Source organism: Burkholderia arboris (genome assembly GCF_902499125.1).
Taxonomy (GTDB): Bacteria; Pseudomonadota; Gammaproteobacteria; order Burkholderiales; family Burkholderiaceae; genus Burkholderia; species Burkholderia arboris.
On record NZ_CABVPX010000010.1, the window covers coordinates 163,163 to 189,884 of the forward strand.

The 26,722-nt window shown below is 63.6% G+C and carries 20 protein-coding genes; 8 read left to right on the forward strand and 12 right to left on the reverse strand.

The window, feature by feature from the left end:
• Positions 1-19: 19 nt before the first annotated feature.
• The 3 genes from BLA15945_RS14825 (at position 20) to BLA15945_RS14835 (ending at position 5,392) form a co-directional block, all read left to right on the forward strand.
• Entirely contained in the window at positions 20-3,163 is a 3,144-nt protein-coding gene (locus BLA15945_RS14825; protein ID WP_059237292.1) for a multidrug efflux RND transporter permease subunit, read from the forward strand.
• A 4-nt stretch (positions 3,164-3,167) separates the two neighbouring features.
• Entirely contained in the window at positions 3,168-4,598 is a 1,431-nt protein-coding gene (locus BLA15945_RS14830; RefSeq protein ID WP_174992758.1) for an efflux transporter outer membrane subunit, read from the forward strand.
• A 101-nt stretch (positions 4,599-4,699) separates the two neighbouring features.
• On the forward strand, positions 4,700-5,392 hold the full coding sequence (locus BLA15945_RS14835) for a response regulator (RefSeq protein WP_174992759.1): 693 nt from the start codon (positions 4,700-4,702) through the stop codon (positions 5,390-5,392).
• On the opposite strand, the gene BLA15945_RS37660 is transcribed toward BLA15945_RS14835, so the two are convergent.
• Positions 5,368-5,772 carry a hypothetical protein gene (locus BLA15945_RS37660; protein ID WP_233464225.1) on the reverse strand — a complete coding sequence of 135 codons (405 nt, stop codon included), beginning with the start codon at positions 5,770-5,772 and terminating at the stop codon, positions 5,368-5,370. The genes BLA15945_RS14835 and BLA15945_RS37660 overlap by 25 nt on opposite strands.
• Between BLA15945_RS37660 and BLA15945_RS37665 the strand changes: the two genes are divergently transcribed.
• The 3 genes from BLA15945_RS37665 (at position 5,734) to BLA15945_RS14850 (ending at position 10,943) form a co-directional block, all read left to right on the forward strand.
• Positions 5,734-6,411, forward strand: coding sequence for a sensor histidine kinase (locus tag BLA15945_RS37665; protein WP_233464226.1), 678 nt, complete (start codon positions 5,734-5,736; stop codon positions 6,409-6,411). The two genes, BLA15945_RS37660 and BLA15945_RS37665, sit on opposite strands and share 39 nt — an antisense overlap.
• A 629-nt stretch (positions 6,412-7,040) precedes the next feature.
• Positions 7,041-8,873, forward strand: a complete 1,833-nt coding sequence (locus tag BLA15945_RS14845; RefSeq protein WP_174992760.1) for a S53 family peptidase — start codon at positions 7,041-7,043, stop codon at positions 8,871-8,873.
• Positions 8,874-9,278: 405 nt separating this feature from the next.
• Positions 9,279-10,943, forward strand: a complete 1,665-nt coding sequence (locus tag BLA15945_RS14850) for a DUF3300 domain-containing protein (RefSeq protein ID WP_174992761.1) — start codon at positions 9,279-9,281, stop codon at positions 10,941-10,943.
• Positions 10,944-11,081: 138 nt separating this feature from the next.
• On the opposite strand, the gene BLA15945_RS14855 is transcribed toward BLA15945_RS14850, so the two are convergent.
• Entirely contained in the window at positions 11,082-11,732 is a 651-nt protein-coding gene (locus BLA15945_RS14855; RefSeq protein ID WP_174992762.1) for a pyridoxamine 5'-phosphate oxidase family protein, read from the reverse strand.
• Between the two features lie 326 nt (positions 11,733-12,058).
• Here BLA15945_RS14855 and pdxR point away from each other — a divergent pair, with 326 nt between their 5' ends.
• Positions 12,059-13,525 carry a MocR-like pyridoxine biosynthesis transcription factor PdxR gene (gene pdxR / locus BLA15945_RS14860; RefSeq protein WP_174992763.1) on the forward strand — a complete coding sequence of 489 codons (1,467 nt, stop codon included), beginning with the start codon at positions 12,059-12,061 and terminating at the stop codon, positions 13,523-13,525.
• Between the two features lie 22 nt (positions 13,526-13,547).
• Here the strand turns inward: pdxR and BLA15945_RS14865 are convergent, their stop codons facing one another.
• Positions 13,548-15,098, reverse strand: a complete 1,551-nt coding sequence (locus BLA15945_RS14865; RefSeq protein ID WP_174992764.1) for a phospholipase D family protein — start codon at positions 15,096-15,098, stop codon at positions 13,548-13,550.
• Positions 15,099-15,713: 615 nt separating this feature from the next.
• Between BLA15945_RS14865 and BLA15945_RS14870 the strand changes: the two genes are divergently transcribed.
• A complete protein-coding gene (locus BLA15945_RS14870) occupies positions 15,714-15,998 on the forward strand; it encodes an H-NS histone family protein (protein WP_174992765.1) in 285 nt (94 codons plus the stop codon).
• A gap of 219 nt (positions 15,999-16,217) precedes the next feature.
• On the opposite strand, the gene BLA15945_RS14875 is transcribed toward BLA15945_RS14870, so the two are convergent.
• The 9 genes from BLA15945_RS14875 to BLA15945_RS14915 form a co-directional block, all read right to left on the reverse strand.
• The gene (locus BLA15945_RS14875) at positions 16,218-17,183 is read right to left on the reverse strand and encodes a Csu type fimbrial protein (protein WP_174992766.1); all 966 of its coding nucleotides are present in this window, start codon (positions 17,181-17,183) and stop codon (positions 16,218-16,220) included.
• A 10-nt stretch (positions 17,184-17,193) separates the two neighbouring features.
• The gene (locus tag BLA15945_RS14880; RefSeq protein ID WP_174992767.1) at positions 17,194-19,578 is read right to left on the reverse strand and encodes a fimbria/pilus outer membrane usher protein; all 2,385 of its coding nucleotides are present in this window, start codon (positions 19,576-19,578) and stop codon (positions 17,194-17,196) included.
• A 79-nt stretch (positions 19,579-19,657) separates the two neighbouring features.
• A complete protein-coding gene (locus BLA15945_RS14885; RefSeq protein ID WP_059240769.1) occupies positions 19,658-20,485 on the reverse strand; it encodes a fimbrial biogenesis chaperone in 828 nt (275 codons plus the stop codon).
• 18 nt (positions 20,486-20,503) lie between these two features.
• Positions 20,504-21,025 carry a Csu type fimbrial protein gene (locus BLA15945_RS14890; protein WP_059237302.1) on the reverse strand — a complete coding sequence of 174 codons (522 nt, stop codon included), beginning with the start codon at positions 21,023-21,025 and terminating at the stop codon, positions 20,504-20,506.
• A gap of 75 nt (positions 21,026-21,100) precedes the next feature.
• Positions 21,101-21,661 carry a spore coat protein U domain-containing protein gene (locus BLA15945_RS14895; RefSeq protein WP_059237303.1) on the reverse strand — a complete coding sequence of 187 codons (561 nt, stop codon included), beginning with the start codon at positions 21,659-21,661 and terminating at the stop codon, positions 21,101-21,103.
• 422 nt (positions 21,662-22,083) lie between these two features.
• A complete protein-coding gene (locus tag BLA15945_RS14900; RefSeq protein WP_174992768.1) occupies positions 22,084-22,539 on the reverse strand; it encodes a hypothetical protein in 456 nt (151 codons plus the stop codon).
• 54 nt (positions 22,540-22,593) lie between these two features.
• Positions 22,594-24,519, reverse strand: a complete 1,926-nt coding sequence (locus BLA15945_RS14905; protein WP_174992769.1) for a S8 family serine peptidase — start codon at positions 24,517-24,519, stop codon at positions 22,594-22,596.
• Positions 24,520-24,660: 141 nt separating this feature from the next.
• A complete protein-coding gene (locus BLA15945_RS14910) occupies positions 24,661-25,425 on the reverse strand; it encodes a response regulator transcription factor (protein WP_081051932.1) in 765 nt (254 codons plus the stop codon).
• A 243-nt stretch (positions 25,426-25,668) separates the two neighbouring features.
• Entirely contained in the window at positions 25,669-26,676 is a 1,008-nt protein-coding gene (locus tag BLA15945_RS14915; RefSeq protein ID WP_174992770.1) for an AraC family transcriptional regulator, read from the reverse strand.
• Positions 26,677-26,722 lie beyond the last annotated feature (46 nt).

Below are 26,722 nucleotides of genomic sequence, written 5' to 3' on the forward strand. Positions count from 1 at the left end.
TCACGAGGAACCTCCAGTCATGGCTGAATTCTTTATCCGACGCCCGGTGTTTGCCTGGGTGATCGCGCTCTTCATCATCCTGACGGGGCTGATCGCGATCCCGCAACTGCCGGTCGCGCGCTACCCGTCAGTCGCGCCGCCGTCCGTCACGATCACCGCGAGCTACCCCGGCGCCACGCCGCAGACGATGAACGACGGCGTGCTGAGCCTCATCGAGCGCGAACTGTCCGGCGTCAAGAACCTGCTGTACTTCGAATCGTCGGCCGATACGTCCGGCTCTGCGCAGATCACCGTGACGTTCAAGCCCGGCACCAATCCGGAGTTGGCGCAGGTCGACGTGCAGAACAAGATCAAGTCGGTCGAGCCGCGCCTGCCCGCGGCCGTGCGCCAGAACGGGCTGATCGTCGAATCCGCTTCGTCCGGCTTTCTGATGATCGTCGGCCTGCGCTCCGACAACGGCCGCTTCGACGAAAGCGCGCTCGCCGACTACATGGCGCGCAGCGTGTCCGAGGAGCTGCGGCGAGTCGACGGCGTCGGGCGTGTGCTGCAGTTCGGCTCCGAACGCGCGATGCGCATCTGGGTCGATCCGCAGAAGCTGATCAATTTCGGCCTGTCGATGAGCGACCTGACGACCGCGATCGGCCAGCAGAACGTCCAGATCGCACCGGGCAGCCTTGGTGCGCTGCCCGCGCTGCCGGGCCAGCGCGTGACCGTGCCGCTCACCGCGCAGGGCCAGCTCACGACGCCGGAAGAGTTCGCGAAGGTCGTGCTGCGCGCGAACGCGGACGGCTCGAAGGTCGTGCTCGGCGACGTCGCGCGCGTCGAGCTCGGCTCGCAGAACTACACGTTCGTGAGCCGCGAGAACAACAAGCCGGCCACCCTCGCCGGCGTGCAGCTCGCGCCGGGCGCCAACGCGGTGAAGACCGCGGACGCGATCCGTGCGCGCATGGCCGAACTGAGCAAGTCGATGCCATCGGGCATGACCTACTCGATCCCGCTCGACACGTCGCCGTTCGTGAAGATCTCGATCGAGAAAGTGCTGCACACGCTGCTCGAAGCGATGGTGCTCGTGTTCCTCGTGATGTACCTGTTCCTGCAGAACGTGCGCTATACGCTGATCCCGGCCATCGTCGCGCCGGTCGCGATGCTCGGTACGTTCACGGTGATGCTGCTGACCGGTTTCTCGATCAACGTGCTGACGATGTTCGGCATGGTGCTCGCGATCGGCATCATCGTCGACGATGCGATCGTCGTCGTCGAGAACGTCGAACGCCTGATGGCCGAGGAAGGACTGTCGCCGAAGGATGCGACGTCGAAGGCGATGAAGGAGATCACCGGCGCGATCGTCGGCGTCACGCTGGTGCTGACCGCGGTGTTCCTGCCGATGGCGATGGCAAGCGGCTCGGTCGGCGTGATCTACAAGCAGTTCACGATGTCGATGGCCGTGTCGATCCTGTTCTCGGCGCTGCTGGCGCTGACGCTCACGCCGGCCCTGTGCGCAACGATGCTCAAGCCGCTCGAACCGGGCCACCACGAAAAGCGCGGCTTCTTCGGCTGGTTCAACCGCCGCTTCGACCGCCTGACGAAATGGTACGAGACGCGCGTCGGCCGCCTGGTCGGCCGCACGGGCCGCGTGATGCTGGTGTTCGTCGCGATTTCGGGCGCGCTGGTGTTCGGTTTCCGCAGCCTGCCATCGTCGTTCCTGCCGGACGAGGACCAGGGCTACTTCATCACCAGCTTTCTGCTGCCCGCAGACGCTACCGCCGAGCGTACGCACGATGTGGTCAAGACGCTGGAGAAGCATCTTGCTTCGCGTCCGGCAATCCAGTCGAGCATTTCCGTGATCGGCTACGGCTTCTCGGGCCAAGGTCCGAACGCGGCGATCAACTGGTCCGTGATGAAGGACTGGAAGAACCGCGGCGGCTCGTCGACGATCGAGGAAGGCATGCTCGCGCAGCAGGCGATGGCCGGCGTAACCGAAGGCACGGTGATGAGCTTGCTGCCGCCGGCGATCGACGAACTCGGCAACAGCTCGGGCTTCTCGATGCGCCTTGAAGACCGCGCCAACCAGGGCACTGCCGCGCTCAAGGCGGCGGAAGCCAAGCTGCTCGAACTCGCCGCGCAAAGCAAGGTCGTGACCGGCGTGTATCCGGACAGCCTGCCGGCCGGCACGAGCATCCGCCTCGAGATCGACCGCGCGAAAGCGCAGGCGCTCGGCGTGTCGTTCACGACGCTCAGCGACACGCTGTCGACCGCAATGGGTTCGACCTACGTGAACGACTTCCCGAACGCAGGCCGCATGCAGCAGGTGATCATCCAGGCCGATGCACCCGCGCGCATGCAGATCGACAACGTGATGAAGCTGTACGTGCGCAACGCAGCCGGCGGCATGGTGCCGATGTCCGAGGTGGTGCGCCCGGTGTGGGCCGAGACGCCGCTGCAGATGGTGCGCTTCAAGGGCTATCCGTCGGCGCGGATCTCGGGCACCGCCGCCCCGGGCCAGTCGAGCGGTGCGGCGATGGCCGAGATGGAACGTCTCGCCGCGCAACTGCCGCCGGGCTTCGCGGTCGAGTGGACCGGCCAGTCGCTGCAGGAACGCCAGTCGGCGTCGCAGGCGCCGATGCTGATGGCGCTGTCGATGATCGTCGTGTTCCTGGTGCTTGCCGCACTGTACGAAAGCTGGTCGATCCCGCTGTCGGTGATGCTGGTGGTGCCGCTCGGCCTGATCGGCGCGATCGGTGCGGTGCTGCTGCGCGGGATGCCGAACGACGTGTTCTTCAAGGTCGGGATGATCACCGTGATCGGCCTGTCCGCGAAGAACGCGATCCTGATCGTCGAGTTCGCGAAGCAGTTGCGCGAGGAAGGCAAGGGGTTGATCGAAGCGGCCGTGCAGGCGTCGAAGCTGCGCCTGCGCCCGATCCTGATGACCTCGCTCGCGTTCGGCCTCGGTGTCGTGCCGCTGATGATCGCGACCGGCGCCAGCGCCGAAACGCAGCACGCGATCGGTACCGGCGTGTTCGGCGGCATGGTGACCGCCACGGTACTGGCCATTTTCTTCGTCCCTGTTTTCTTTGTGTTCGTGATGAGCATCCAGGAGCGCATCGGCGCATGGCGGGCTTCCCGCAAGCAGCCGGCCGCCCCGACTCACGGACAGGAAGGTTGATGCCATGCGATTGCTTATTCTTCCCCTCGTCCTCGCCCTGTCGGCCTGCTCGCTGGCGCCGACGCTGGTCAAACCCTCGATGCCGGTGCCGACGGCCTACACGGCCGCCGCAGCCGCCGACCTCAAGGCCAACGCCGCCGATCTCGGCTGGCGCACGATGTTCGGCGATCGCCGCCTGCAGCGCCTGATCGAGCTGGCGCTCGAGCACAACCGCGACCTGCGCCTGGCGGCGCTGAACGTCGAAGCTGCCGAAGCGCAATACGGCATCCAGCGTTCCGCGCGCCTGCCGTCGATCGGCGCCGGTGCGAACTTCACGCGCCAGCGCACGTCGGACGACACGCAGTCGAGTCCGCCGCTGTTCGGCACGACGCAGAACCAGTACGGCGTGAACCTCGGCATCAGCGCGTTCGAGATCGACCTGTTCGGCCGCGTGAAATCGATGTCGGATGCGGCCTTCGCGCGCTACCTCGCGACCGATCATGGCCGCCGCGCGGTGCAGATCTCGCTGGTCGGCGGCGTCGCGGATGCCTATTTCGCCGAACGCCTCGCGCAGGAGCAACGCCAGTTGTCCGAGCGCACGCTCGCCGACTGGCAGCAGTCGCTCGATCTCGCGCGCCGCCTGAAGGAAGCGCATCAGGCGAGCGGCGTCGACATCGCACAGGCCGAAGGCCAGGTCGCGAGCGCCACGGCCGATCTCGAAGCGCGCACGCGCGCCGTCGAGCAGGCACGCAACGCACTGCGCCTGCTGGTCGGCACCGAGCTGCCGAAGGATCTGCCCGATCCGGTGCCGCTTCAGCAGCAGCCCGTGATGACGCAACTGCCGGCCGGCCTGCCGTCCGAGCTGCTGTTCCGCCGCCCGGATCTCCAGCAGGCCGAACAGAATCTCGTCGCTGCGAATGCCGATATCGGCGCCGCGCGCGCCGCGTTCTTCCCGCGCCTGTCGCTGACGTCGTCGATCGGCTTCCTCAGCCCGGCGATGGGCAGCCTGTTCGACGGCGGACAGCGCACGTGGAGCTTCGCGCCGCAGGTCACGGTGCCGATCTTCCAGGGCGGCCGGCTGCGTTCCGAACTGCGTCTCGCGGAAGTGCGCAAGTCCAGCGCCGTCGCCGAGTACGAACGCTCGATCCAGACCGCGTTCCGCGAAGTGGCCGACGGTCTCGCCGGGCGCGAAACCTTCGGCCGCCAGATCGAAGCGCAGACGCGCGTGGTCGGCTCGGCCGAACGCCGCACCGACCTGTCGAACCTGCGCTATCGCGCGGGCGTCGAAGGACGGCTGGAACTGCTCGATTCGCAGCGGCAGCTCTATTCGGCACGGCAGGCGCTGCTCGACCTGCGCCGCAGCGAGCTCAGCAACGCCGTTGCGCTGTACAAGGCACTCGGCGGCGGCCTGACGGACAAGGACGTTGCGGCGTCGAAGAGCGTGGTGCAGGACTGAACGAACGGCACCGTACCGTCCGGCACGACGGCGGGACGGTACGGTGCAACCCGGCCCGGCAACGGGCTGCCCCGATTGTTCGACATCGCACGGCAAACTCCATGACGAATTCCCTGATACTGATTGCAGAAGACGAGCCCGACATTTCGGACATCCTCGATGCATACCTGAAGCACGACGGCTTTCGCACCTACCGCGTCGCCGACGGTCAAGCGGTGCTCGATGTACAACCGCGCCTGAAGCCCGACCTGATCCTGCTCGACGTGAAGATGCCGCAGAAAAACGGCTGGGCTGTACTCACCGAGCTTCGGCAGCGCGGCAATACGCCCGTCGTCGTCCTCACCGCATTCGACCGCGACCTCGACCGGCTGCAGGCGCTGCATGCCGGCGCAGACGACTACATCGTCAAGCCGTTCAACCCGGCCGAGGTCGTCGCGCGGCTGCGCGCGATCCTGCGCCGGTCGGCCGCGCCACCGCCCACACGCGTGCTGCGCGTCGGCGACCTGGAGATCGACACCGACAGCTATCTGGCCCGCGTGCGGACGCGTTCCGTCGAGGTGCCGATCACGCTGACGCTGACGGAGTTCCGGCTGCTCGCGCACATGGCGCGATCGCCGAGCCGCGTGTTCACGCGCGGCGAACTGCTCGATGCGTGCATGGCCGACGTCAGCGCGCTGGAACGCACGGTCGACAGCCACATCTGCAGGCTGCGCAAGAAGCTCGAACAGGCCGGCGCGCCGGGCATGCCCGAAGTGATGCGCGGCGTCGGCTACCGGCTGCGGGGTTTGCCGTGACGCTGCCGGCGCGGCCCGGCCGGCATATCGGGCAGACGATCGGCACGGGCGCGCTCGTCGTCGTGCTGATCGCCTGCACCGTTGCATTCTTCATCTACGCGCTGCATAAGCCGGCCGCGTTGCCGCACGACGCAACGGCCGACGCGATGATCCACAGCGCGTCCACTTACCTTGTACTCGCGACGGCGCTGCTCGTCTGCCTGCTGACCGCCGCGTTCGACCTCGTCAGGCTGATGCGTCGCACGCTCCGGTCGCTCGACGCGGTTGCGGAATCCGCCGGCCGCATCGCTGCCGGCGATCCGTCGGCGCGCGCAGTTTCCCGCGACGACTGCCCGGCCGACATGTCGCGCTTCATCGAGCACTTCAATGCGATGACTCATCGACTGAAACACGCCCCTTCATCCAATGCGGCCGCCGCCAACGGCACCATCCGCCACGACATGCGCACGCCGCTCGCGGATCTCGAAACCCGCCTCGATGCCATCAAGGCGCTCGCCGCCGGCGCCGATGCGCTTTCACGCGACGCGCTGCTGCATCATGTCGACGGGCTATTCCGGCTCGTCGACGATCTTCAGCTAGCCGAACGACCCGCTGCGCTGATACTCGATCTGCAACCGGCGGCACTCGACCGCGAGATCGAACATGCCATCGATTCCGCACGCGACGCGCTTCGAGAAGCGGGGTTCGTCGTCGATCTGGAGGCCGACACGATCGTCCTGGCCTGCGACGGCGCACGCATCCGGCAGGCCGTGCTCGCGCTGTTCGACGACGTACGGCGCCGCTCCACCCCCGGCAAACTGAAACTCTCCGTCAAAGAACGGCCCGCGGGCGCGATCGTCCGGATCGAAGACCAGGGCACGCGCCGGTTCGACGAAACCGGTCTCGGCGTGTGCGTCGTTCGCACGGTCGTCGAAGCGCACGGCGGACAGGTCCGCCATCTCGCGTCGCTGTGCGGCGATGCCGTCCTCGAATTCGACATCCCGCGACGGGCCCCTGCCATTCGAGCATTTCCTCGATAACGATTGCCCGTTTCAAAACGCCTCGGAAAGGATCGGCGAGTCACGTTCGGCATTACCTGCCTTGCCGGTTTCGAACATTACAAATAGCCGCCGATCTTTTCAAAATCATTGCGCTTTATTCGATTTAATTTTGTTTCATATAATCAAAAAAAGTTTGACACCCCGCTTTCGTTCTTGATACCGTCCGATGCAAGCAATCTGACGAATTGCTCACCACGCAATCGATTCCGCTCCACGTTTTTTCGCTTCCGCTGCACCGACGTGCTCGCCGCCGGATGACACGTTTTCACGCCGGCGCGTGCAACATTCCGATGCATCTCACTGGACGGCTGCCATCCGGCAGCAGGCCGAAGGATCGAATCAAATGAGCAGGACAACGAAGTTGTTGCTCTAGCAATCCCGCCCGCGCCATGTCCGGCACGGCTGCCCCGCAGCGCGGCGCAGCCTCCCCGTTACCGCGTTTTCCGTATTTCGCCCCCGGAGAAAAACCGCTTTCCGGATAGGGCGAAAGGCCCTGCCGCATCCGTGTCATCCGCACGCATGCGGCAGAAAGCGGCGGTGCATCACCCGCACCGTTGTCGACCGTTGTTGTTCGTGCAGTTCGATGTTCAACCGGAGGGGTAATTCAAATGAATCAGGTTGCAAACAAGAAACAAAAGCACATTCGCCTCGTGAAACTCGTATTCGCCGCCGCAGCCGCCGCTTCGTTCGGCATGGCGACCGCCCATGCCGCGCCCGCGGCCGGCTGGACGGAAACGCGCACCAAGGGGTTCCTGCCGCTCGTGCAGCAAAACGAAGCCGGCACCGCCGGCGCGCCCGCCGCGAGCACGGCCGCCGCTGCCGCTGCGGCCATCGAAATGGCGCCCGGCGAATCGGTGGACGTCGTGCTCGGGCTGAACCTGCGCAACGAAGCCCAGCTCGACCAGTACCTGCGCGACCTGCATACGCCCGGCTCGCCGCACTACCGGCAGTTCCTCACGCCTGCGCAGTTCGCCGCGCAATATGCGCCGACCGACCAGCAGGTCGCATCCGTCGTCGCACACCTGCGCAAGGCAGGCTTCGTGAATATCGTGGTCGCGCCGAACCGGCTGCTGGTGTCCGCGTCGGGCACCGCGGCAACCATCAAGTCCGCGTTCCGCACGACCCTCAAGCGCTTCACGCGCAACGGCCGCAGCGTCTATGCGAACACCGATGCCGCGCAAGTGCCGAACGCGATCGGCGGCATCGTCGGTACGGTGCTCGGCCTGCAGAACGTCGAGCTGATGCATACGGGCGCGGGCAGCAAGCCGCAAGGCAACACCAGCAACCTGACGATCCCGGCCGGCGCGTCGGCCGTGCCGCACAACCCGACCGAGTTCTCGTCGATCTACGGCGGCGACGGCACGCCGACCGCCTCGCAGACCACGGTCGGCATCATCTCCGAAGGCGACCTGTCGCAGACGGTGAGCGACCTCAATACGTTCGCTGCGAACAACGGCCTCGGCTCGATCAGCAGCAGCATCGTGAAGACGGGCCCGGCCGGCAGTTCGTACACCGACACCGACGGCACCGTCGAATGGAATCTCGACAGCCAGTCGATCGTCGGCGCGGCCGGCGGCAGCGTGAAGCAGGTCGTGTTCTACGCCGCGCCGTCGATGTCGCTCACGGCGATCACGGCCGCCTACAACAAGGCCGTGACCGACAACGTCGCGAAGGTGATCAACGTGTCGCTCGGCGTGTGCGAATCGTCCGCGAACAGCACCGGCTCGCAGGCCACCGACGACACCATCTTCAAGCAGGCGGTCGCGCAGGGGCAAACCTTCTCCGTTTCCGCCGGCGACCACGGCGCGTACGAATGCGCGAGCGGCACGCCGTCGCGCTCGACCTACACGGTGAGCGAACCGGCCACGTCGCCGTACGTGATCGCGGTGGGCGGCACGACGCTGTTCACCAATTCGTCGACCAACGCGTACAACAGCGAGATCGTCTGGAACGATCCGAGCTGGCAGCCGGGTACCGTGTGGTCGACGGGCGGCGGGTACAGCAAGTACGAGGCCGCGCCGACGTGGCAGTCGTCGAGCCTCACGGGGTCGACCAAGCGCGCACTGCCCGACGTCGGCTTCGACGCCGACCTGCGCACCGGCGCGATTCTCGTCGTGAACGGCCAGACGTCCGACACGCTGTGGGGTTCGGGCTACCTGAACAACGAAGGCGGCACGAGTCTCGCCGCGCCGATCTTCACGGGCATCTGGGCGCGGCTGCAGTCGGCCAACAACAATGCGCTCGGGTTCCCCGCGTCGAGCATCTACAAGTACTTCCCGTCCAACGCGGCGCTGGTGCACGACGTCACGTCCGGCAACAACGGCAGCGGCACCTACGGCTACAAGGCGAAGGCCGGCTGGGACGCGACGACGGGCTTCGGCAGCGTGAACATCTCGAAGCTGAACGCGTTCATCCAGAGCACGTCGGATTTCGCGCGCTGATGGACGGCTGACCGCCCCGGTTCCGGGCGTGCGCCGCTTCGCGCGCCCGGAACCGCATACCCCCGCGTAACAAGAACCCGCGACGGCTGCAAAGCCGTCGCGGGTTTTCTGCATTCCGCGTAATCTCGCGGAGCATGCCACCGGGACGATACGCTCGCCGACCTTGCAATCGTTGCGCAAGCAACTTTCATATCGCTTACCCGACCGGCGCCCACCTGCTTACGGACTGCAAGGTACACACACTGTTACACAACCCGCTGACACCTTCCGTGCGTGTCGTGCGTTTAACTGAATATATCGATTCGTCGCGGGACACCCGCCATGCGGACATGGGCTCGGCACAGTGCTGATGCCGATCGCGCGGCCCGCGTGCCCGACAACGCCGCACCACACCGAACCAACACCATGAAAACCGCACGTGCACATCACCGCCCCGTCAGAACGCTGATCGCGTCGTCCATCATCGTGTCGCTGCTCGGCCTGTCGGCCTGCAACAAGAACAGCGACAGCAACGCCGCCGTACCGGCCAGCGACGCAAACACGGCCTCGGCGGCACTGCCCGCGTCGGCACCGGTCGCGTACACGCCGCCGACGGCCGACCAGCTCTACCAGATGGTCGCGCCGATCGCGCTGTTCCCCGACAAACTCGTCGCACTGGTGCTGGCGGGTGCAACGTATCCGGACCAGGTGACGGGCGCCAATACCTGGGTGACGCAGAATCCGTCGCTGAAGGGGCCGGCGCTCGCGACCGCCGCCGATACGCAGCCGTGGGACCCGTCCGTCAAGGCGTTGACCGCGTTCCCCGCGGTGCTCGCGCAGATGGCGTCGACCCCGGCCTGGACCACGTCGCTCGGCCAGGCGTACTACAACGATCCGACCGACGTGATGAACGCGATTCAGGTGATGCGCCAGCGCGCGCAGACGTCCGGGCATCTCCGCTCCGGCGGCCAGATGCGGGTCACGCAAGTCGCTCAGGCCGCGCCGGCCGGCTATACGCCGGCCACCGACGCGCCCGTGGTCTACGCCGGGCCGGCAATCGTGCCGCCGCCCGAGCAGGCGATCGAGATCGAGTCCGCGCAGCCCGACGTCGTCTACGTCCCGTCGTACAACCCGACCGTCGTCTACGGCGAGCCGGTTTCAGCCTACCCCGGTTATGTGTATCGGCCGCCCGCATACAGCACCGGCGAAATCGTCGCGGCCGGCGTGATCACATTCGGCGTCGGCATCGCCGTCGGCGCCGCGATCTTCGGACACCACGACTGGGGCTGGCATGCATGGGGCATGAACTGGGGCGCGCCGCATCCGGACGGCCCGCGCTGGAACGGCGGCTGGCAACGCCCGGCCGTGGTGTACAACCACACCACGTACGTGACGAAGTCGACCACCGTGATCAACAACATCACCAACATCCGCAACACGCGCATCACGAACAATTACGGCGGCAACGTCACCAACAACACGACGATCGAACGCAATACGATGCAGCCGGGTACGGAGCCGATACGCGGACAGGCGATGGAGCAACGCCCGGGCGCCGCGCCGATGACGATGCCGCATTTCGCCGCGAACGACGCGCGCCCCGGTGCCCGGCCGGCGCCGGAAGCCTTCGCGCAGCACCGCGCGAATGAGCCGCATGCCGACGCACCGGCGCAGCACCCGCCCGGCGCGATGCACGACGAGAGGCAGCAGGCGATGCAGCAGGAGCGCGCCGCGCCGGAAAATCGCGCGGCCGTGCAGCAGCAGCAACTTCAGCAACAGCAGCGCAACGAGGCGCAGCGGCAACACGAAGCGATGCAACAGCACGACGCGGCACGGCAGGAGCAGCAACAACGAGAGGAAATGCAGCAACACAACGCGGCGCAGCAACAACAGCGCGAAGCAATGCAGCAACGTAACGCGGCCGAGCAGCAACAACACAAGGAGGCGCAACCACGCAACGAAGCGCACCCGCAGGAACACGCGGCCGCGCCGCCGCGGCAACCGGCGCCCGAGCACGCGCCCGCTCAGCATCCGCACCCTGCGGAATCGCATCCGCCGCAGCACGAGTCGCGCGAACACCGTCCGGAGTGACAACGCCACACCACGGCAGCACGACACGGATCACGCTGCGGTGCGAAAACGGCGCGGCCTATCGCGCCGCGCACCTTTTGTATCGCACGCGACGCGCGCCGCCTGCTTCGTCAACGCTTCTCGGCCCTGCCGCGCCATTCAATCTGCCCAGTTGCGGACGTAGTCCGGCACGGGCACGTTGCCGTCGGCATGAATGGGCGTGCCGCGCGCCGTCTTCAGCGGCAGGATCCCTGACCAGACAGCGAGTTCCAGATCTTCGTCCTTGTCGGACGGCATCGAGTCGCTGACTTTCACCGCCGCTTCCGCAAGAGCAATCCGCAGCACGCTGGTCGCGTTGAGCTCCTTCGAATTGCCCGGCCGCGCTTCATGCTTGCGACCCGCGGCGATCTTGTCCATGAAGGCATCCAGCGCCTCGAGCTTCTCCGCACTGCCCTCCACCACATCGAACTGCCCGTAGATCACCGCGGATCGATAATTCATCGAATGACTGAAGGCCGACTTGGCCAACACCAGCCCGTCCAGCAACGTGATGGCGACGGAGGCCGGTGCGCCCGCCGACAGCGCCTTGACCATCCTGCTGCCGTTGGACCCGTGGATATAGAGGTCGTCGCCCCGTCTCCAGTGCGCGGTCGGGATGCAATGCGTGTCCTCGCCGGCGCTGAACGCGATGTGGCAAACGTACGCGTCGTCCACGATGCGGTAGAGCATCGCGCGATCGCAATTCGCCAGTTCGGGCAGGCGGCGAATGGTGGTACGGGATGTGGGAGAGAGGACGGCCTGGTCTTTCATGTTTCGTTTTCCTGTTCGCACGACCTTGCGCGCATCGATCGGCCCGCATTTCGGCAAGTCGCGGGTATCCGCTCGAACATATATTTGTACTGCGAATTGCATGAATTCGGGATCGAAGCGGAATCGTGCGGCATCCACGCCTGAGCGACCACTCGATCGGCCTATCGACAGCCGCTCGCCAAATCGATCAAAATACGCGCGGGCCCCGAGCCGAAACGACCACCGGAAATGCCAGCGTACTGGCCTGCACCGCGAGAACGTGAACAGTACGATGCGCGTCGAATCTTAAAAAGAACCAGCTCAAGGATATTTTTTAGAACCAGCCCATGGATCTCGCGCTGCTCATCTCATCGCTTTCCCGACAGGACGGCACGACAACGCACAGCCAGCAGGAAGCCCTCTACCGGAACCTGCGCAACATGCTGCTGGACGGGCACATTCCGCCCGGCACGCGGCTCGCTTCGACGCGCGTGCTCGCAGCGGAGCTGGGTATCGCGCGCAATTCGGCGGTCTATGCGTACGAGCGCCTTGCCGAGGAAGGCTTCGTGGCCGCCACGCGTAACGGCACGATCACGCTATGGGACGGTTGCGGCCGCCCGAGCGCCGCGCACGAAAACGGCCCGGCCCCGGTTCGCCTGTCCGAGCGTGTGCACGGGCTCGAAAACGCCCACCCCGAACCCGAACGCATGCTGCCGTTCGTCCCCGGCCTCCCTTCACTCGACGAATTCCCCGTTGCCCAGTGGCGCCGTTGCATCGAGCGCGCGTGGAAAGTCATCAAGCCCACCCAGCTCGCGTATGGCCCGGTCGAAGGGCTGCCCGAATTGCGGCGCGCCGTGGCCGCGTATATCCGGGTCTCGCGCGGCGTGCGCTGCGAAACCGGGCAGGTCTTCATCACCGACGGCACGCAAAGCAGCCTCGAATTGTGCGCGCGCATGCTGGCGAATCCCGGCGAGTTCGGCTGGCTCGAGAACCCCTGCTACAACGGCGCCCGTACCGCATTCCAGTCGACCGGCCTGAATATCGTGCCGATCGACGTCGATCACGAAGGGATGGCGCCGACCGGCGAACAGTGGCGCACGCAAGCGCCCCGGCTGATCTATACGACGCCCTCGCATCAATACCCGCTCGGCGCGCTGATGAGCCCCCGGCGGCGAGCGGCGCTCGTCGAGCACGCGCGTACGTGCGGCGCGTGGATCATCGAGGACGACTACGACAGCGAGTTCCGCCACGGCGGGCAGCCGCTGCCCGCGATCCAGGGCCTGCATGCCGACGCGCCGGTCTGCTATCTCGGCACGTTCAGCAAGACGATGTTTCCCGCCCTTCGGCTCGGCTTCATGGTGGTGCCGCCGATCCTGGTCGACCGCTTCACCAGCACGCTGCGCGAACTCGTCCATCGCGGTCATTCGGCTGATCAACTCGCGATGGCCGAATTCATCGACACCGGCCTGTTTGCGCGGCACCTGCGCAAGATGAGGGCGCTCTACGCAGACCGGCGGAGCAGTCTCGAAGCGGCACTCGCCCGCCACCTCGGCACCACGCTGAGCATTCGGGCCAGCCCGGGCGGCATGCATCTTTCCGCGGACCTCGCGATTGCGCTGCACGACACCGACATCGCCCGCGCCGCATCCGCGCAGGGCTTGCAGCTTCAGCCGTTGAGCAGCTATGGCGTCGGCGACGGCCGCCGCTACAACGGCTTCGTGCTCGGGTATTCGGGGCTGAACGACGCGACGATCGAGACAGCGGCGATGCAGTTCGCGACCGTCATCGAGCAGCACGCACGCAAGCGGCCCTGAGCGTCACACGACGCATCGCCGCTCACAGTTGCGATTCGATCGGAAACAGCCCGAGAAACCACACCTCCATCCGGCGCGCCGTCGACACTTCGGGGTCATGGTCGAACTCGGTGACCTTCCCGTCCGAATCGGTCTGAATCCACTTGAGCCGCCCTTTCCCTGCCGGATCGGTCCGCGGCTCGACACGCCACGCGATCCGGTCGAGTCGCGATTCCAGATCGTTCGCCACCTGCGCCGCAATCGCCGGGCTCTCGCAGAAAACGCCGATCTCGGTATTGAGGTTCAGCGAGCGCGGATCGAAATTCATCGATCCGATGAAAATGCGCTTGTGGTCGAACACGTAGGTCTTCGCATGCAGCGACGCACGCGACGACCCGATGATGACGTCCTTCGAAATGCTCTTGTCGCCCGACGGCCGCCGTTCGTAAAGCCGCACGCCGGCCGCCACGAGATCGCTCCGGTAGCGCCGATAGCCGGCATGCACGGCCGCCACGTCGGTCGACGCAAGCGAATTGGTGAGCACCGTCACGCGCACGCCGCGCGCCGAATACGCGCGCAGCCGCTCGACGAAGTCCTTGCCCGGCACGAAATACGGCGACACGATCAGCAGGTCATGTTCGGGCTGCAATACGATGGCGCGCAACTGCGGCAACAGGTGCCCGTCGCTGTCCTTCGGCGAATGCGCGATCTTCGACGGATCGTCGTACAGCACCGTCGCGTGCCCCCACGACAGTTCCGTGCCCTGCCCGTGAACGATCCGGTCGAGCCGCTGCCTGGCCTCGATCACGTAAGGATTGTCTTCCATCGTCCTCAGGTAGTCGCGCAACCGTTCGCGCTCGCGATCCAGCCCGCCCGGTGCCGCTGCGTGCCCGACCAGTGCGTCGATCGGATACGCATACGGGGAATTCCAGAACGTGTCGAATTCCGTCGAGATGGCTTTCACGGCCGGACCGTGGACAACGACATCGATATCGCCGAACTCCAGCATCGTCGATGCACCGAAGTATTCGTCGCCGATATTGCGGCCGCCGACGATCGCCGCCTGGTTGTCCGCGATCATCGCCTTGTTGTGCATGCGCCGGTTGACACGCGAGAACTCGAACACCGTGCCGATCTTCTTGAACCGGCGCGTGGCAACCGGATTGAACAGCCGGATCTCGATGTTCGGGTGCGAACTGATCTCGAGCAGCTTGCGGTCGTCCGCGTTCGTGCCGAGATCGTCGAGCAGCACGCGCACGCGAACGCCGCGATCGGCCGCGCGAATGATCGCATCGGCCAGTTCATGCCCGGTCAGGTCGTCGTGCCAGATGTAGTACTGGAGGTCCAGCGAACGGTCGGCGCGGTCGGCAAGCAGCACGCGCGCATCCAGCGCGTCGACCGGATCGGTCAGCACATGAAACGCGTCCTGCCCCGGATGCGTGCTGGCCTGCTGCTGGAACGCGGCGCCTAGCCGCGTGCTTTCCGTGTCGGTGAACGCATGGGTCGGTACACGATCGGCCTGCGGCGGAAGGCTGGCGCACGCAACGAGCACCAGCGACGAAAGAATCGCACCCCACGAACGCAGCATGGTCATGATTGACGCCCCCCACTCGCGGGCGAAGGTTGTTTATTCTGGCCACCGGATGAATCACGGGGCTGGCCGGTTATCCGCCGCGCGCGGCCGATGTCCGGTAGTCGCGCGTATCGGTCGCGCTACAGCATACTTCGATTGCCGACGGCGCGGCACCCTCTCCGTGTTTTCCCGATCCGGACGTACGCTCACGCAAAGAAAAACCCGCGACGCATGAAGCCGTCGCGGGTTTTCGGCATGCCATGACACGACGCGGCATACCTTCCGTTTCTTGCACGAAAGTCGCGCACATTCATTGCCACGCGTGCAGCAGCCGACTACCCGGTAGTGGCGAAACCTCGGACGACTTCGCGAAGCAATCCAGCCGTGCCCAAGCCTCGAGATAGCGATACGTCGGCACGCCTTTCGTGCGCGGCGCGTGGCCTTTACGTTTCTGCTTCCTGATTAACCCATCATCGACACGAGTCGACATTTACCACAACAATTCAATTCAATAATAAACAATCGTCAAATCCACCCCTGGCACAAAAATCAACACATCATTCAATTTTTATTCATCATCATAAAAAAATCATGCGATAGCCTGAAAATCAACAACCACCTCAACAGGAGAACAACTTGTCCAGATATCGCGATTTAATCGAGCAACGAGCCGAGCTGGAAAGGCAGATAAATGCCGTGAAATCGAGCGAACGGGCTGCCGTACTCGACGAAGTAAGGCGGCTCGTGATCGAATTCGAGATCAACGCGCGTGAAATCTTTGGTGCGAATAAATCGAAAAAGGGTATTAAATTAACCCCGAAGTTCCGCGACCCTGAAACAGGCAAAACCTGGTGCGGCCGCGGGAGAACGCCCTTGTGGCTCAAAGACAAGGATCCCAAGAACTATTTAATTGCCCGATAGACTATCGATGCGATATCCGAGCGATGTCGCATTTCGATATCCGGCAAGCGTATTAAGTCGTTGAAGCCCTGCCCCGCCGCGTTGCCTCCCGGTCAGTCCGCTCGCCCCCCTGGGTCGACAGCAAGAACGGCGCGGGCCGAAGTCTTCCGCCCGTCTCCCGATTCGTGCGCATGTAGTCGAATGCGCGTTACGTAACGTCAACCACCCAGGTCCGGGCCATCAGTAACGTACATCGACGATCACGCTGTCCGTGTAGCTACCGACCGGCGGGGTCGACTGATCGGTGTAAATTCGGGCGACATACGGAAATGTCTGCACCGCCGTGCCGTCCGCTGCCCCGCCGCTGCCGACCCGATTCGTTGCCTGCCCCCAGATCGTGCCGCCATTGGCCGCATAGATGTCGTACTGCAAGACGTTCGTGCCGCTCGTCATCTGCCTGCGTCCGTTCGCGGCGGCATGGCTGCCCGGGCTCAGGCCGACGGTATAGGTCATGCCTTTCGTGCAGGTCAACGACAGACTCCCGTTGACCTGCGCGAAACTCGCTACGGTCGGCGCGGATCCGAAGTTCACGTCGGGGGCGGTGATCGTGCAATCGTTGGTCACCGTCAGCGTGACCGGAAACGTCGCCGTGTTCTGTCCGTCGTTCCATCCAAGGCAGAATGATCCGAAACCGGCGCCACTGCAGACATGCCAGTTCCACGCAATCGTTAAGGTATCGGTGTAGGTTCCGGCGGCAACATTGCTTCCCAGTGCGGTTCGGAAAAACAACGGAAGCGCGACGCTCGAACCGCCGCCCAAACCGAGAAAGCTCACGAATTGGGTATCGGCCCAGTTATAGAGCTGCCCGAAGTTCAACGGCTGCGAGTAATTCTTGTCGGCGAACATCGTATAGGCGATTGCATCGCCGGCGGCACCACGCAGCTTGCCGCCGTTGGCCGACGTGATCGTTCCGTTGATCGCATTTCCGCTCACGAGAAAGGCAAAAAGCGCGCCACCGCACGACAGCCCGGCGCTCGGCGACGACGTGGATTGCTGTTGGCTTGACAGGTTCAGCGACGTGACCGAGCCGAACGCCGCCGGCGAAGGATTGGCCGTCGTGCAGTCCGCGTAGGCGGGTATCGGGGCAATCGTCGCGATGAGCGCCACGAATGCCGCACGTCGAATGAATCCGAGAAGCGATCTCATGGGATTGACCTCACAGTGACTCGTTGCATGACAGTGGCCCGATACGGCTCGTCCCGGCGGCGTTCACATCAAGAGGAAACGCCGCGCTGCAATGCTTGCCGTCCGGCAATGCGACGCTCAGATGATTGGTGCTCGAGAGCCCTTCGAAATAGGTTTCCCCGTTCCAGCCGACGAGCGACGTTTGCCCGCTCTCGCGGTGCGTCACCGTTGAGCCGACCTTGACCGGTTTGCCATTCGCGTCGACCAGCAGGATGGTGGCCGACACCACACGTTCGATCGGAAACGTCACAAGCGCGCCGGCACGGTGCCTCACGGCGACGCGCCGTTCGACCATCGACACCCGCATGTCGTCCGGCAGGCCAAGCGGGTCGATCTCGTACTTTGCCCCGTAGTAGGACGGCGCCCACGGCACCAGCAGATGGCCGCCGTTGTCCGTCGTGCCGATGCGCTGATTCTCGTAGCGCACCGGAATACCTTTCTGCCCTTGGGTGTCGACCAGCACGAACGAATCGTCGACGCGATTGGCCGGCAGCACCGCACCGTCCATGACGACCAGCGATCCCTGCATGTCGCCCCAGCGCGTATACCCCTCGCGCGAACCGTATCCGTAGACGCCGCCCTGCACCTGGAAGTAGCGATTGCGCCACGTCATGTCGCCCTGCTGATACCGGGACCCGCCGCCGGCATACGCGAGATTCCAGCCGAAGCCGCCATCGCTCGGCACGCTGCGGCTGTACTGCACGCGCTCGCTCCGGTTGTCGTTGCCGTCTCGCGACGCGCTGACGCTCACCGTGCCCCGGCCACCGAGCGGCACGATCAGCTGAACCTGTGCATCGATGCCGCGGTTGCCCATCGTTCGGTTCAGCGATGCGTAAAGCGTCGCCCGGTCAAAGAGCGGCCGCGTGTACGAGACGTTCGCGATCCGCATGCGCGAGCCGTCGCTGCCGCGTACGTCGAAATAACCCACGCCGATCGCGCCGCCAATCGCACCGAGATTCAGCGCGCCCGTGGCCTGCGTGCTGCTGCGTACCTGTCGGTAAACGAGGCCCGCCGACAGATCGTATGCCGACAGATCCCGGAATTCGCCGGTTCGCTGGATTCGCTGCAATGAGACGCTGAAGCGTTGCGACGAATAGCCGTAACCGAACGCGTATTGCTGCCCCGACGTTCCGCCCATCGTGCTCTGGCTCGCGGCAACACTGGCGACGCCGAGCCGGCCGACGCCGAGACCGAAACCCAGGCCGCCGAGCGCGAAACGTTCGCCGCCTTCCACGTGCCCTTCGATCGTCAGCGCGTTCGTCAGGCCATGACGCACGGTTCCCGACACCGCAGACTTGCCGTACGAAAGCGAGCTGATCCCGTAGTCGCGCCGCATGGCGCCCGCCGACAACGAGAAATCGGACAATCCTTTCTTCAGCAGCGTATTGGCGACGTAGAACGGAATGGTCGTCGCAACCTGACGTCCGAGCGCATCGGTCGTCACGACGGTGGCCTCGCCCGCACCGTTGATGAACGGCACGTTGTTCAGCGTGAAGGGTCCCGGGTTGACCTGGCCGGTCGTCGCCTTGCTGCCGTTGATGAACAGATCGACCGCAGTCGGCACGGCCGCCTGCCCCGAAAACTGCGGCAGCGGATACGTCACGATGTCCGGACGCACGCTGAAGTCGCGTGCCACGGATATGCCGCCGAGACGCACGGCGCTGGTCCACGAAAGAGCCCCGGTGACAAGGTCGCCCGCCGTATACGTCAGCATCCGGTTCTGATCGGAGTAGCTCCAGGTCGTGTCGTAGCGCAGGTAGCGATTGTCGCCGCGCATGCCCGCGCCGCTACCGTACGATCGCCGGTAGACGCCGGTATTGGTCAGGATGCCCCAGCGATCGAACAGGCGCTGCTCGGTCCAGGCCGACGTATAGCCCGTGCCGCGCGTCGGCGAACTGGTGTAGACGTCGTAATTGAGCAGCAGGCCGCGACTCACCGCGGCAGGCGTCCTGTCGTACACCCTCGCCGATCCCACGCTCTGCTCCGGCAGCCAGTCGGATGGCACGGTCAGGTTCAACCGCTGTGCCGCGCCGTCGTATTCGACCTCGACGCCGTCGAGCCTGGCGAGATCGACCATTTCGTCGGCGGACGCTCCCGTACGGACGGAAACCTTCGCAAGGTCTCCGGCCCGGACCGTATAGGTCCCGTCAAGATAGCGCACCGGCACGATCTGTCCGGTTGCCAGATGATTGACCACCAGTTCGAGAAACAGCGTGCCGCTACGAACTAACCGAGTGGGCGGCGGCAGTCCCGTGGCGTAGCTTTCCGCGAGCGTCGCATCGCCCGCATGCGCCGCGCTCGCCGCCGCCGCGAATGCAAGCCCGGTAACCCATACGGTGCCACGCATGCGCGGCATCCGCTCGTTTCCTGCTCGAATATCTCGCACCGGCCCCCCGTCGAGTATCGTGATTGTCCGTTCCGAGCGACCTGTGAAACTACGGATGCATGTCAGCGTCATCCGGACGCATTTCGACGCCTGTCTTGCCGTTGACCGTGGCAACCAGATTCGACTGCGCGGCGAGCTTCAGGTCCTGCGGCAACGGCCAGCGCATCCGAGCACCGGGCAACACGTAGCCCAGCAGCCCCCGCTCGATCTCGGTGCGCTGTTCCCCCGACTCGAACGCAATCTGCGTGATGCGCGCATGCACGACGCCGCGATTCGCCACCACGAGCCAGCGCTTGCCGTCCTCGCGAGCGATATGCCAGCCGAGCACCGGCGCCGAAGCCGTGGCCGGATCGCGGCGTTTGTCCGGGTCTTCCTTGGTCCATACGCCGTTCCCGTCGACGAACAGCGGTATCGAGTAATGCATCTGGAACCGCACGCCGAGCGACGTATTGCCGCCTTCCCCCCCGGAATCCTCGGCCTGGGGAATCTCGTCGATGAGCACCCGATACGCGTCCTCGGCTCCAGGCGCGACATCGACCAGCTTCGTCAAGCGGATCAACTGCCGCTTGCCGGGCAGCACCGTCGCCATCGGCGGGCTGCTCACGACGCGGCGTTGATTCTCCGCATGAAGCTCCTTCCAGTCGGCCTCGCGCCACGCGAGCACGCGAATCTGCAACGTGACCGGCTTGACGTCCTGATTCTCGAGCCACAACGCACTCGCGCGCTGGTCGCTCTCGATCACCGGATCGATCGGCCAGATCATCACCGACGTGGCCGCATGAGCGGCGCCTGTGCATGCGATCGTCGTCGACACCGCCATCGCGGTCGCGCGTCGCATCGTGCGTCCCGGCCGAGCGGTCGCAATCGGATCGTTCATCTCGGATTCCATCCTGATTCAGTAACTGATCGTGACCTGGGCGGTATCTGTATAAGTACCGGCCGGCGTGGAACCGCCCGGCAGACTGAGCGAGCCGTAGATCGGCAAGCTCGCGACGCCCGACACGGGCATCGATACCGGTTGTCCGATGTTGAGCGCTTGCGTGTGGGCGGCATCCGCATAGAGCTGATAACCGATGAGCGTTTCGCCCGGTCCCTGCAGATTCCGTTGCGTATTGCCCGACGAGGGATTGAGTCCACCGTCGACGGCGATCTTCAGCGTCGTGCCGGACGAACACTGGATCTGCAGTGCACTACCGGTCGCGACCGCATTGACCTGCCCGGCCGACACGGCGGGATAGGTGCCGAAATCCAGCAGCCCGAAATTGACGCTGGTACCGCCGCCCGACACACCACACCCCGACACGATCCGCGCGCTGATCGCGAAGGTCTTCGTCGTCGGTATCGGCGTATCCGCCATGCCGGTAACCGGAAACATGACAGCACTCAACAGAAGAGCCCGGGTTTTGCAGAGCCACATAGCGATCCCGTCGTGAGATGCGCGTCTTGCGGCACCGTCGGCCGCCGCAAGACCGGAGAGGGTTGGCGAGTGCGCTTACCAGCCGACCGTGACGTTCAGCACGTCGGTATACGTACCGGCCGCGAGAGCGGACGTGCTGGTCTTGTTCACGACACCGTAGATCGGCAGCGCGAGCGCCGTGCCCGCAGTCAACGGTACGGTCTGCGCGGTACTCGCCACATACTGATTCTTGAACGCGTTATCCGAATAGACTTCGTACGGAACGTAAGACGTACCGTTTGCCAGTGCGCGCGTACCCGTTCCGACGCTGGCCCCCTTCCCCGCGTTCTTGCCGCCGTCGACCGTGACTTTCACCGAGGTCACGTCGGGCGAACAGGTTATCTGAGTCGTGCTCGTTCCGGTCCCGGTCGTTTGCGCATTCAACGACCCGGTAAAGCCGCTCGGCTGCGTGCCGAAGTTGAGCGAACCGAAATTGGTGGTCGTGCTGACCGAACCGCTGCCGGCATTGATCGCGCAACCGCTGGTCAGCACGAGCTGCGCATTGACGGTACCGTTGATCGGATTCGATTGCGCATGCGCAAGCCCGCCGGCCACGGCGAACGAGACGGCAAGCAGAGCTTTCAAGTGAGCCTTCATGTTTTTCCCCGGTTAAGTTGATCACTGCATGGTTGACGACTGGAAGCACAACGCTCGCCTGCACCACCGCCAACCAGGCGACGGGGCCGATTCAGACAATCCGCAAACGAAACCCCGAACCATTCGAGTGCCGTCTGCACCAGAACCTTGAAAGGTTCGTCGACGTCATCAATTTGATTCGCAATACGAATTAATTGATGGACAGCATTGAAAACGATACTTGTTTGAACGCTTCCTTACCGATTTCAGGCTTGTTCCGTTCAATCGGTTCGGACTCGATTAAATCATCCACACCGATTGCTGGAAAGAGCACGAACGGACACGCGAGACGTAGTTCCGGACACCGATATCTCATCGAGATCCGGCGGGCTGTTCGGTAAATACCGGATACTCCACCGCACGGCACAGCATCCTCGTCACGATCAGCGCGCCTTCGATGTCGCGTATCGGATCGGCAAATTGACTCTCGCCTGCGGCAGCAACTTGATCAGCTTCGCCCGTGCCTCGACCGCGTCCTCGAACGATGCGAAGCGCAGCGTGCTGATGCGCACCGGCGCGAAGTAGGCCGTCGCCACCGGTGATTTGCCGAGCTGACCGGCCACCTCGCGCACGCGATCCGGTTCGACTTGCGAGACGACCAGTTCATTGCGGGTCTCGCCCACCACGCCACGCTCGTTGACAAGCAGCGTCGCTCGATCGCCTGCCGAACCGGCACGCATGGATTTGGCAGTTTCGCCCGCATTCAGATGCTTGAAGGTCTGACCATCCAGCCGCACCGACGGCGCATGCGCGTACTGCGCCAGCTCCTGCGGCGACAATTGCTTGCCGGCGATCGATTCAGCCGCGTTCACATGCAGCGTTGCGAGCACCGACAGCATCGCGCCTGAAATCCAGTACCTGATGAAAGATTGATGGCTCATGATCCGGGTCTCTCAACGAGCTGCGATGATGCGGTATTCGACGGACAACGGTTTGCTCAGGCGCGTGAGGTTACCGGGGGAGCTGTTGCATTCGGGCTGCGGCACTACGTTGACCGCGTAGACCTCCCAGGTTCCGGCGGATTGCTCACCGTAGAATGCGTAGCTGCCGAGGCCGTAGTGGCTGACCTCCGAAACATTGTTCGTGTAGTAGCTGTTATACGGCAATGCAAGCGTCGAAATCGTACCGGACGGCGATTTGACGTACACACCCATGCTGCCGATACAGACACTCCCGGTCAGGCGAAGCTGCAACTGATCGACGTTGTCGTTGCCGGATACGCTGAATTGGCCAAGCTTCTGAACGTGCCCGTATCGTATCTGCATGACGTCTGGAAAGGCCCGAGCGAAACCAGGAATCGTCAAATCGGCAGCGGCGTGCGATGTGTAGGATCTCGCCTTCCGGACCGCCGCCGCAGCGTCGATCAGACCGAAGCCGTACCATGTCGAATATGCGTTGCCGGCACCATTTGTCTGCCAGCCATAGTCAAGACGCGCGGTGGTCGCTCCGTCGACGAGGTCCGAGCGGGTGTCGTACGAGGCGCTACCGTCGCCGAGATCGATCCTTGCGTCACGTCCGTCACGCGAACCATAACCAGCATCGATCTTTCGCGCGGTGGTGCGCAGGATGTCCCTGACGTCGCGCCACGTCAGCGTCGGGTTGACCGACAGCATCAACGCCACAATGCCTGACACCATCGGAGTGGCCGCCGATGTGCCATTCATGCTCGAGTACTTGCAGTCGGGATTCTCGCGAAGGTTGACACGCTTGCCGGCGGTGTCGAAGTCGTTCATCGCTTCGTTCTTCGAGTCAGCCGGAGAACGGTAGCGACTGTAACCGCGGTGACAGCCTGTCAAATCCGTCGAGAAAATCTTCGGACCAGGAACTGTCTCGCCGTACGCGCCACTATCCCCGTCTTCGCCTCCCAATGCGGTAATCCAGTTGACCGGGCCGGCATTCGAGTCGCTTGCCTTTCTCCCCATCGCGTTGGCGGAGGCCACCATGATCACGCCCGGTTCGAGTCCTTCCGGATCATTGGCCGGATTCTCGCAGGAAATCATGCCGCGCTTGCCTCCAACCGTCGGGCAATCGCGCGTGGTCCTGGTCGCCTCATCATAAATTCCGGTGTATTCGTTTCCCGTCGCCTTGAGCATGACGAGCCCCTTGCCGTCACGGCGCTCCGGAAAAGACCGGACGGCCTCCGTGCTGGACGTGTCGGTATCGTATTCAATCGGGCTCCGCGGATTGATCCCATACGATGCATTGATGATGTCAGCGTTCTCCGACCACGACACGCCGCCGTAAGCGGCGACCTGATTCGAAACGTCATCGTCGAAGCCGAGAAAGCGCGCACCGCCCAGATTCACATCCGGCGCAACGCCCACGATGCCTTTCCCATTCATTGCCGCTGCGGCTATTCCCGCGACGTGGGTTCCGTGAGCCGATTCGATATCGTCTGGCGTGGGGTCGTTCGTATCGTTGAAGAAGTTATGCATCATCGAGCGTTTGACGTTCGGCGCCAGATCTTCGTGTGCGATGTCGATACCGTCGTCCAGCACCAGCAGATTGACGCCCTGCCCCAAAACCCCATCACGAAATACGCTCTCGATGTCGAGGTCCGTCTCGCCGTCGGCCACGTTCGGGAAGTCCGCGAAATAGCTCCCTGGCTGCTTCAATGCCCATTGATATTTGAAAAGCGGCTCGCACTCGAAAACGAGTGCGCCCTGGAATGGGCAAGCCATTTTCGCCGTGCTGTCGCTTCCGTTGGCGCGGCTGCCCGCGGCGGCACCGGTGCCTGACGCATCGTCGCCGCCGCAGGCAGACAACGCCAGGCTCGCGATCAGCGTCAAGCCGAATGTCTTTCGATAACGATAGAGCATGGAATTTTCAGATCGATGTTGATGGGTATGCGCTGGTCCGCTGCCAGGATCACGCTGCGATGCCGGCGTCGGAATCTTCGCCTCGCGCTCGTACAACGGCGCAACGCGCCTTTTCCTGCCATTGACCTCCTCAAGAAGTGTTCAGGACGTACTCCAATCCAGTTCAACCTCGTCGCATTTACCCGACAACCGGTCTCGACCTGGAATCAATTCAAGTCGATACCCATATCCCCTCACGGCGGTGAGCAGGTAGCCATTCTCCGGCGTCAGGTCGAGCTTCCTCTTCAGATTCGACACGTGCGTCCTTATCTTCCCGCGAGCTTCCCCGGTCGAAACGCCCCAAGTCATTTCCTCGAGATAGTTCAACGAAAGTGACTCGCCGAGATTCCGAAAAAGCGAAAGAGAAATATGGAATTCCATCACGTTGACCGGAATGTTCGTTCTCTGCCGCCGGACCTTCTTGCTGAGCAGGTCGAATTCGTACGCTCCGTGAATTTCCCTGCTAGGACGCGACTTCCTCGCCCTCGCGCGCCTCACGAGCGCATCGACATACGACAGAAAAACGGGACGTGACGCGGTGGTCGCGATATATGCGTCAGCACCCGCGTCCAGCATCGACACGATTTTCCATTTCTCCACACCCGACGTTACGAAAAGAATCGGCGTTTTTTCGAGCGCGCCATTTTTCCGGCGAAGCAAGACCCGTCCCGACACGGAATCCAGATCCTCGAATCTCGTTACAAGGATGCTTAAATCTTCCGGGTTCTCATAACTTAATATATCGTTGAAATTTATAAAAAATATGCAATCGTAATCCGACTCTTTCAGATTATTAATAATCCACGATTCTATTTTCGAATCTCTTGATAAAATTGCCGCCCTCTTCTTCGGCATCGTCAAAATCACGCGGCCACCTCGTTTCGTCCTCGACGCTTCAATTCGACACGCACGGCAGATCGACCGACTATCGCTCGGTTCTGCGCCCCCTCATCCGAATCACGACCCTGACGATCCGCGTAGATACGGAATCACACCCCGCTCCACGGCGATCTGTCGATCGCAAAAACCGTCGACCAGATATCTCGCCGCGCGATCCCGGCGCCACGACCGGCCGATGCGCGGGTACTGCGGACTTCGACTCGCCGAACGCTATACGACGCCGGCATCTCGCCGAAAATCACTCGGGCTACATCCGGTCCACCGGCGGAACGCATTTCTGAAGCTCGACGTATCCGCGTAACCGAGCTTTTCGGCAATGTCGTCCATGCGCAAACGCTTATCCAGCAGCAGGCGCTTGGCCCTTTTTTGTCGCACCATATCCAGGACCTCGCGATAGCTGCAGCCTTCGTCGGTCAATCGCCGGCGCAGCGTTCGCTCGTTGATGCCAAGATGCCGGGCGACATCACTGCTGTCCGGATACTGATCGGGAAGGGATTCAAGCAACGAGAGAATGCGTTCGCGATATCCGCGCACTTCCCGCGAGAGCATCGTATCTAGCGCTTCTCCGCTCATCGCGATGGCTGCCTGAAAGACCGCCCGGTTTGCACTCGGTATCTCCTGATCGAAGCAACCGCCCGGTAACGTGAAAACAATGCTCCGGCCACCGAACCGAACCGGAACACCGAAATGCGCCTCATACGGGCCCGGATCGTCGGCCGCTTCAGGAAGCCGCAGGCGAATCAAATCGATCTTGTCGCGCAGCAAATTCCTGGTGATCGCATATGACGCCGCGGCAACCACATTGGCATTGAAAAGCCTCAGTTCCGGGGGTAAATCCGGGCTGTCGCGCAAATCGATGCTGACATCGACGGTACCGGCATCGGCATCGGACGCGTCGACACGCACACCACGAATGTTCTGGTTAAGCGGCAGCATGTACGTCCTGACGACTTGAAACGCCTCTCCAAAGTTGGCGGCGGTCTTCAGAGCCAATCCGACAACGCCGTAATCCGACAGCCGATAGTGCTCGCCGATGCGAAGCGCTTCCCGCGGCGACATGCTGTTCTGGGCAATCCAGTCGTAAAGCAGCCCGCTAGGCAAGCGCCCCGCCGACCGGGAGTCGCCCCACAGATCGGGAATCGCGACACCCTTCTCCTTCAGATAATTGATGAGAGGCCGCCATTCGATATCGAATCCGATGGTGTCGACGTGATCCATCCACCCTCTCTTTCCGTTCCCGTGCCCTATGCAATGACGCCGTGCA

Coding starts and splice junctions, on each gene's coding strand:
- BLA15945_RS14830 (WP_174992758.1), top strand. CDS start 3,168: ATGCGATTGCTTATTCTTCCCCTCGTCCTCGCCCTGTCGGCCTGCTCG.
- pdxR (WP_174992763.1), top strand. CDS start 12,059: ATGGATCTCGCGCTGCTCATCTCATCGCTTTCCCGACAGGACGGCACG.
- BLA15945_RS14855 (WP_174992762.1), bottom strand. CDS start 11,732: ATGAAAGACCAGGCCGTCCTCTCTCCCACATCCCGTACCACCATTCGC.
- BLA15945_RS14900 (WP_174992768.1), bottom strand. CDS start 22,539: ATGCTGTCGGTGCTCGCAACGCTGCATGTGAACGCGGCTGAATCGATC.
- BLA15945_RS14825 (WP_059237292.1), top strand. CDS start 20: ATGGCTGAATTCTTTATCCGACGCCCGGTGTTTGCCTGGGTGATCGCG.
- BLA15945_RS37660 (WP_233464225.1), bottom strand. CDS start 5,772: ATGAGTCATCGCATTGAAGTGCTCGATGAAGCGCGACATGTCGGCCGG.
- BLA15945_RS14890 (WP_059237302.1), bottom strand. CDS start 21,025: ATGTGGCTCTGCAAAACCCGGGCTCTTCTGTTGAGTGCTGTCATGTTT.
- BLA15945_RS14895 (WP_059237303.1), bottom strand. CDS start 21,661: ATGAAGGCTCACTTGAAAGCTCTGCTTGCCGTCTCGTTCGCCGTGGCC.
- BLA15945_RS14875 (WP_174992766.1), bottom strand. CDS start 17,183: ATGAGATCGCTTCTCGGATTCATTCGACGTGCGGCATTCGTGGCGCTC.
- BLA15945_RS14865 (WP_174992764.1), bottom strand. CDS start 15,098: ATGACCATGCTGCGTTCGTGGGGTGCGATTCTTTCGTCGCTGGTGCTC.
- BLA15945_RS14905 (WP_174992769.1), bottom strand. CDS start 24,519: ATGCTCTATCGTTATCGAAAGACATTCGGCTTGACGCTGATCGCGAGC.
- BLA15945_RS14835 (WP_174992759.1), top strand. CDS start 4,700: ATGACGAATTCCCTGATACTGATTGCAGAAGACGAGCCCGACATTTCG.
- BLA15945_RS14845 (WP_174992760.1), top strand. CDS start 7,041: ATGAATCAGGTTGCAAACAAGAAACAAAAGCACATTCGCCTCGTGAAA.
- BLA15945_RS14885 (WP_059240769.1), bottom strand. CDS start 20,485: ATGAACGATCCGATTGCGACCGCTCGGCCGGGACGCACGATGCGACGC.
- BLA15945_RS14880 (WP_174992767.1), bottom strand. CDS start 19,578: ATGCCGCGCATGCGTGGCACCGTATGGGTTACCGGGCTTGCATTCGCG.
- BLA15945_RS14850 (WP_174992761.1), top strand. CDS start 9,279: ATGAAAACCGCACGTGCACATCACCGCCCCGTCAGAACGCTGATCGCG.
- BLA15945_RS14915 (WP_174992770.1), bottom strand. CDS start 26,676: ATGGATCACGTCGACACCATCGGATTCGATATCGAATGGCGGCCTCTC.
- BLA15945_RS37665 (WP_233464226.1), top strand. CDS start 5,734: ATGTCGCGCTTCATCGAGCACTTCAATGCGATGACTCATCGACTGAAA.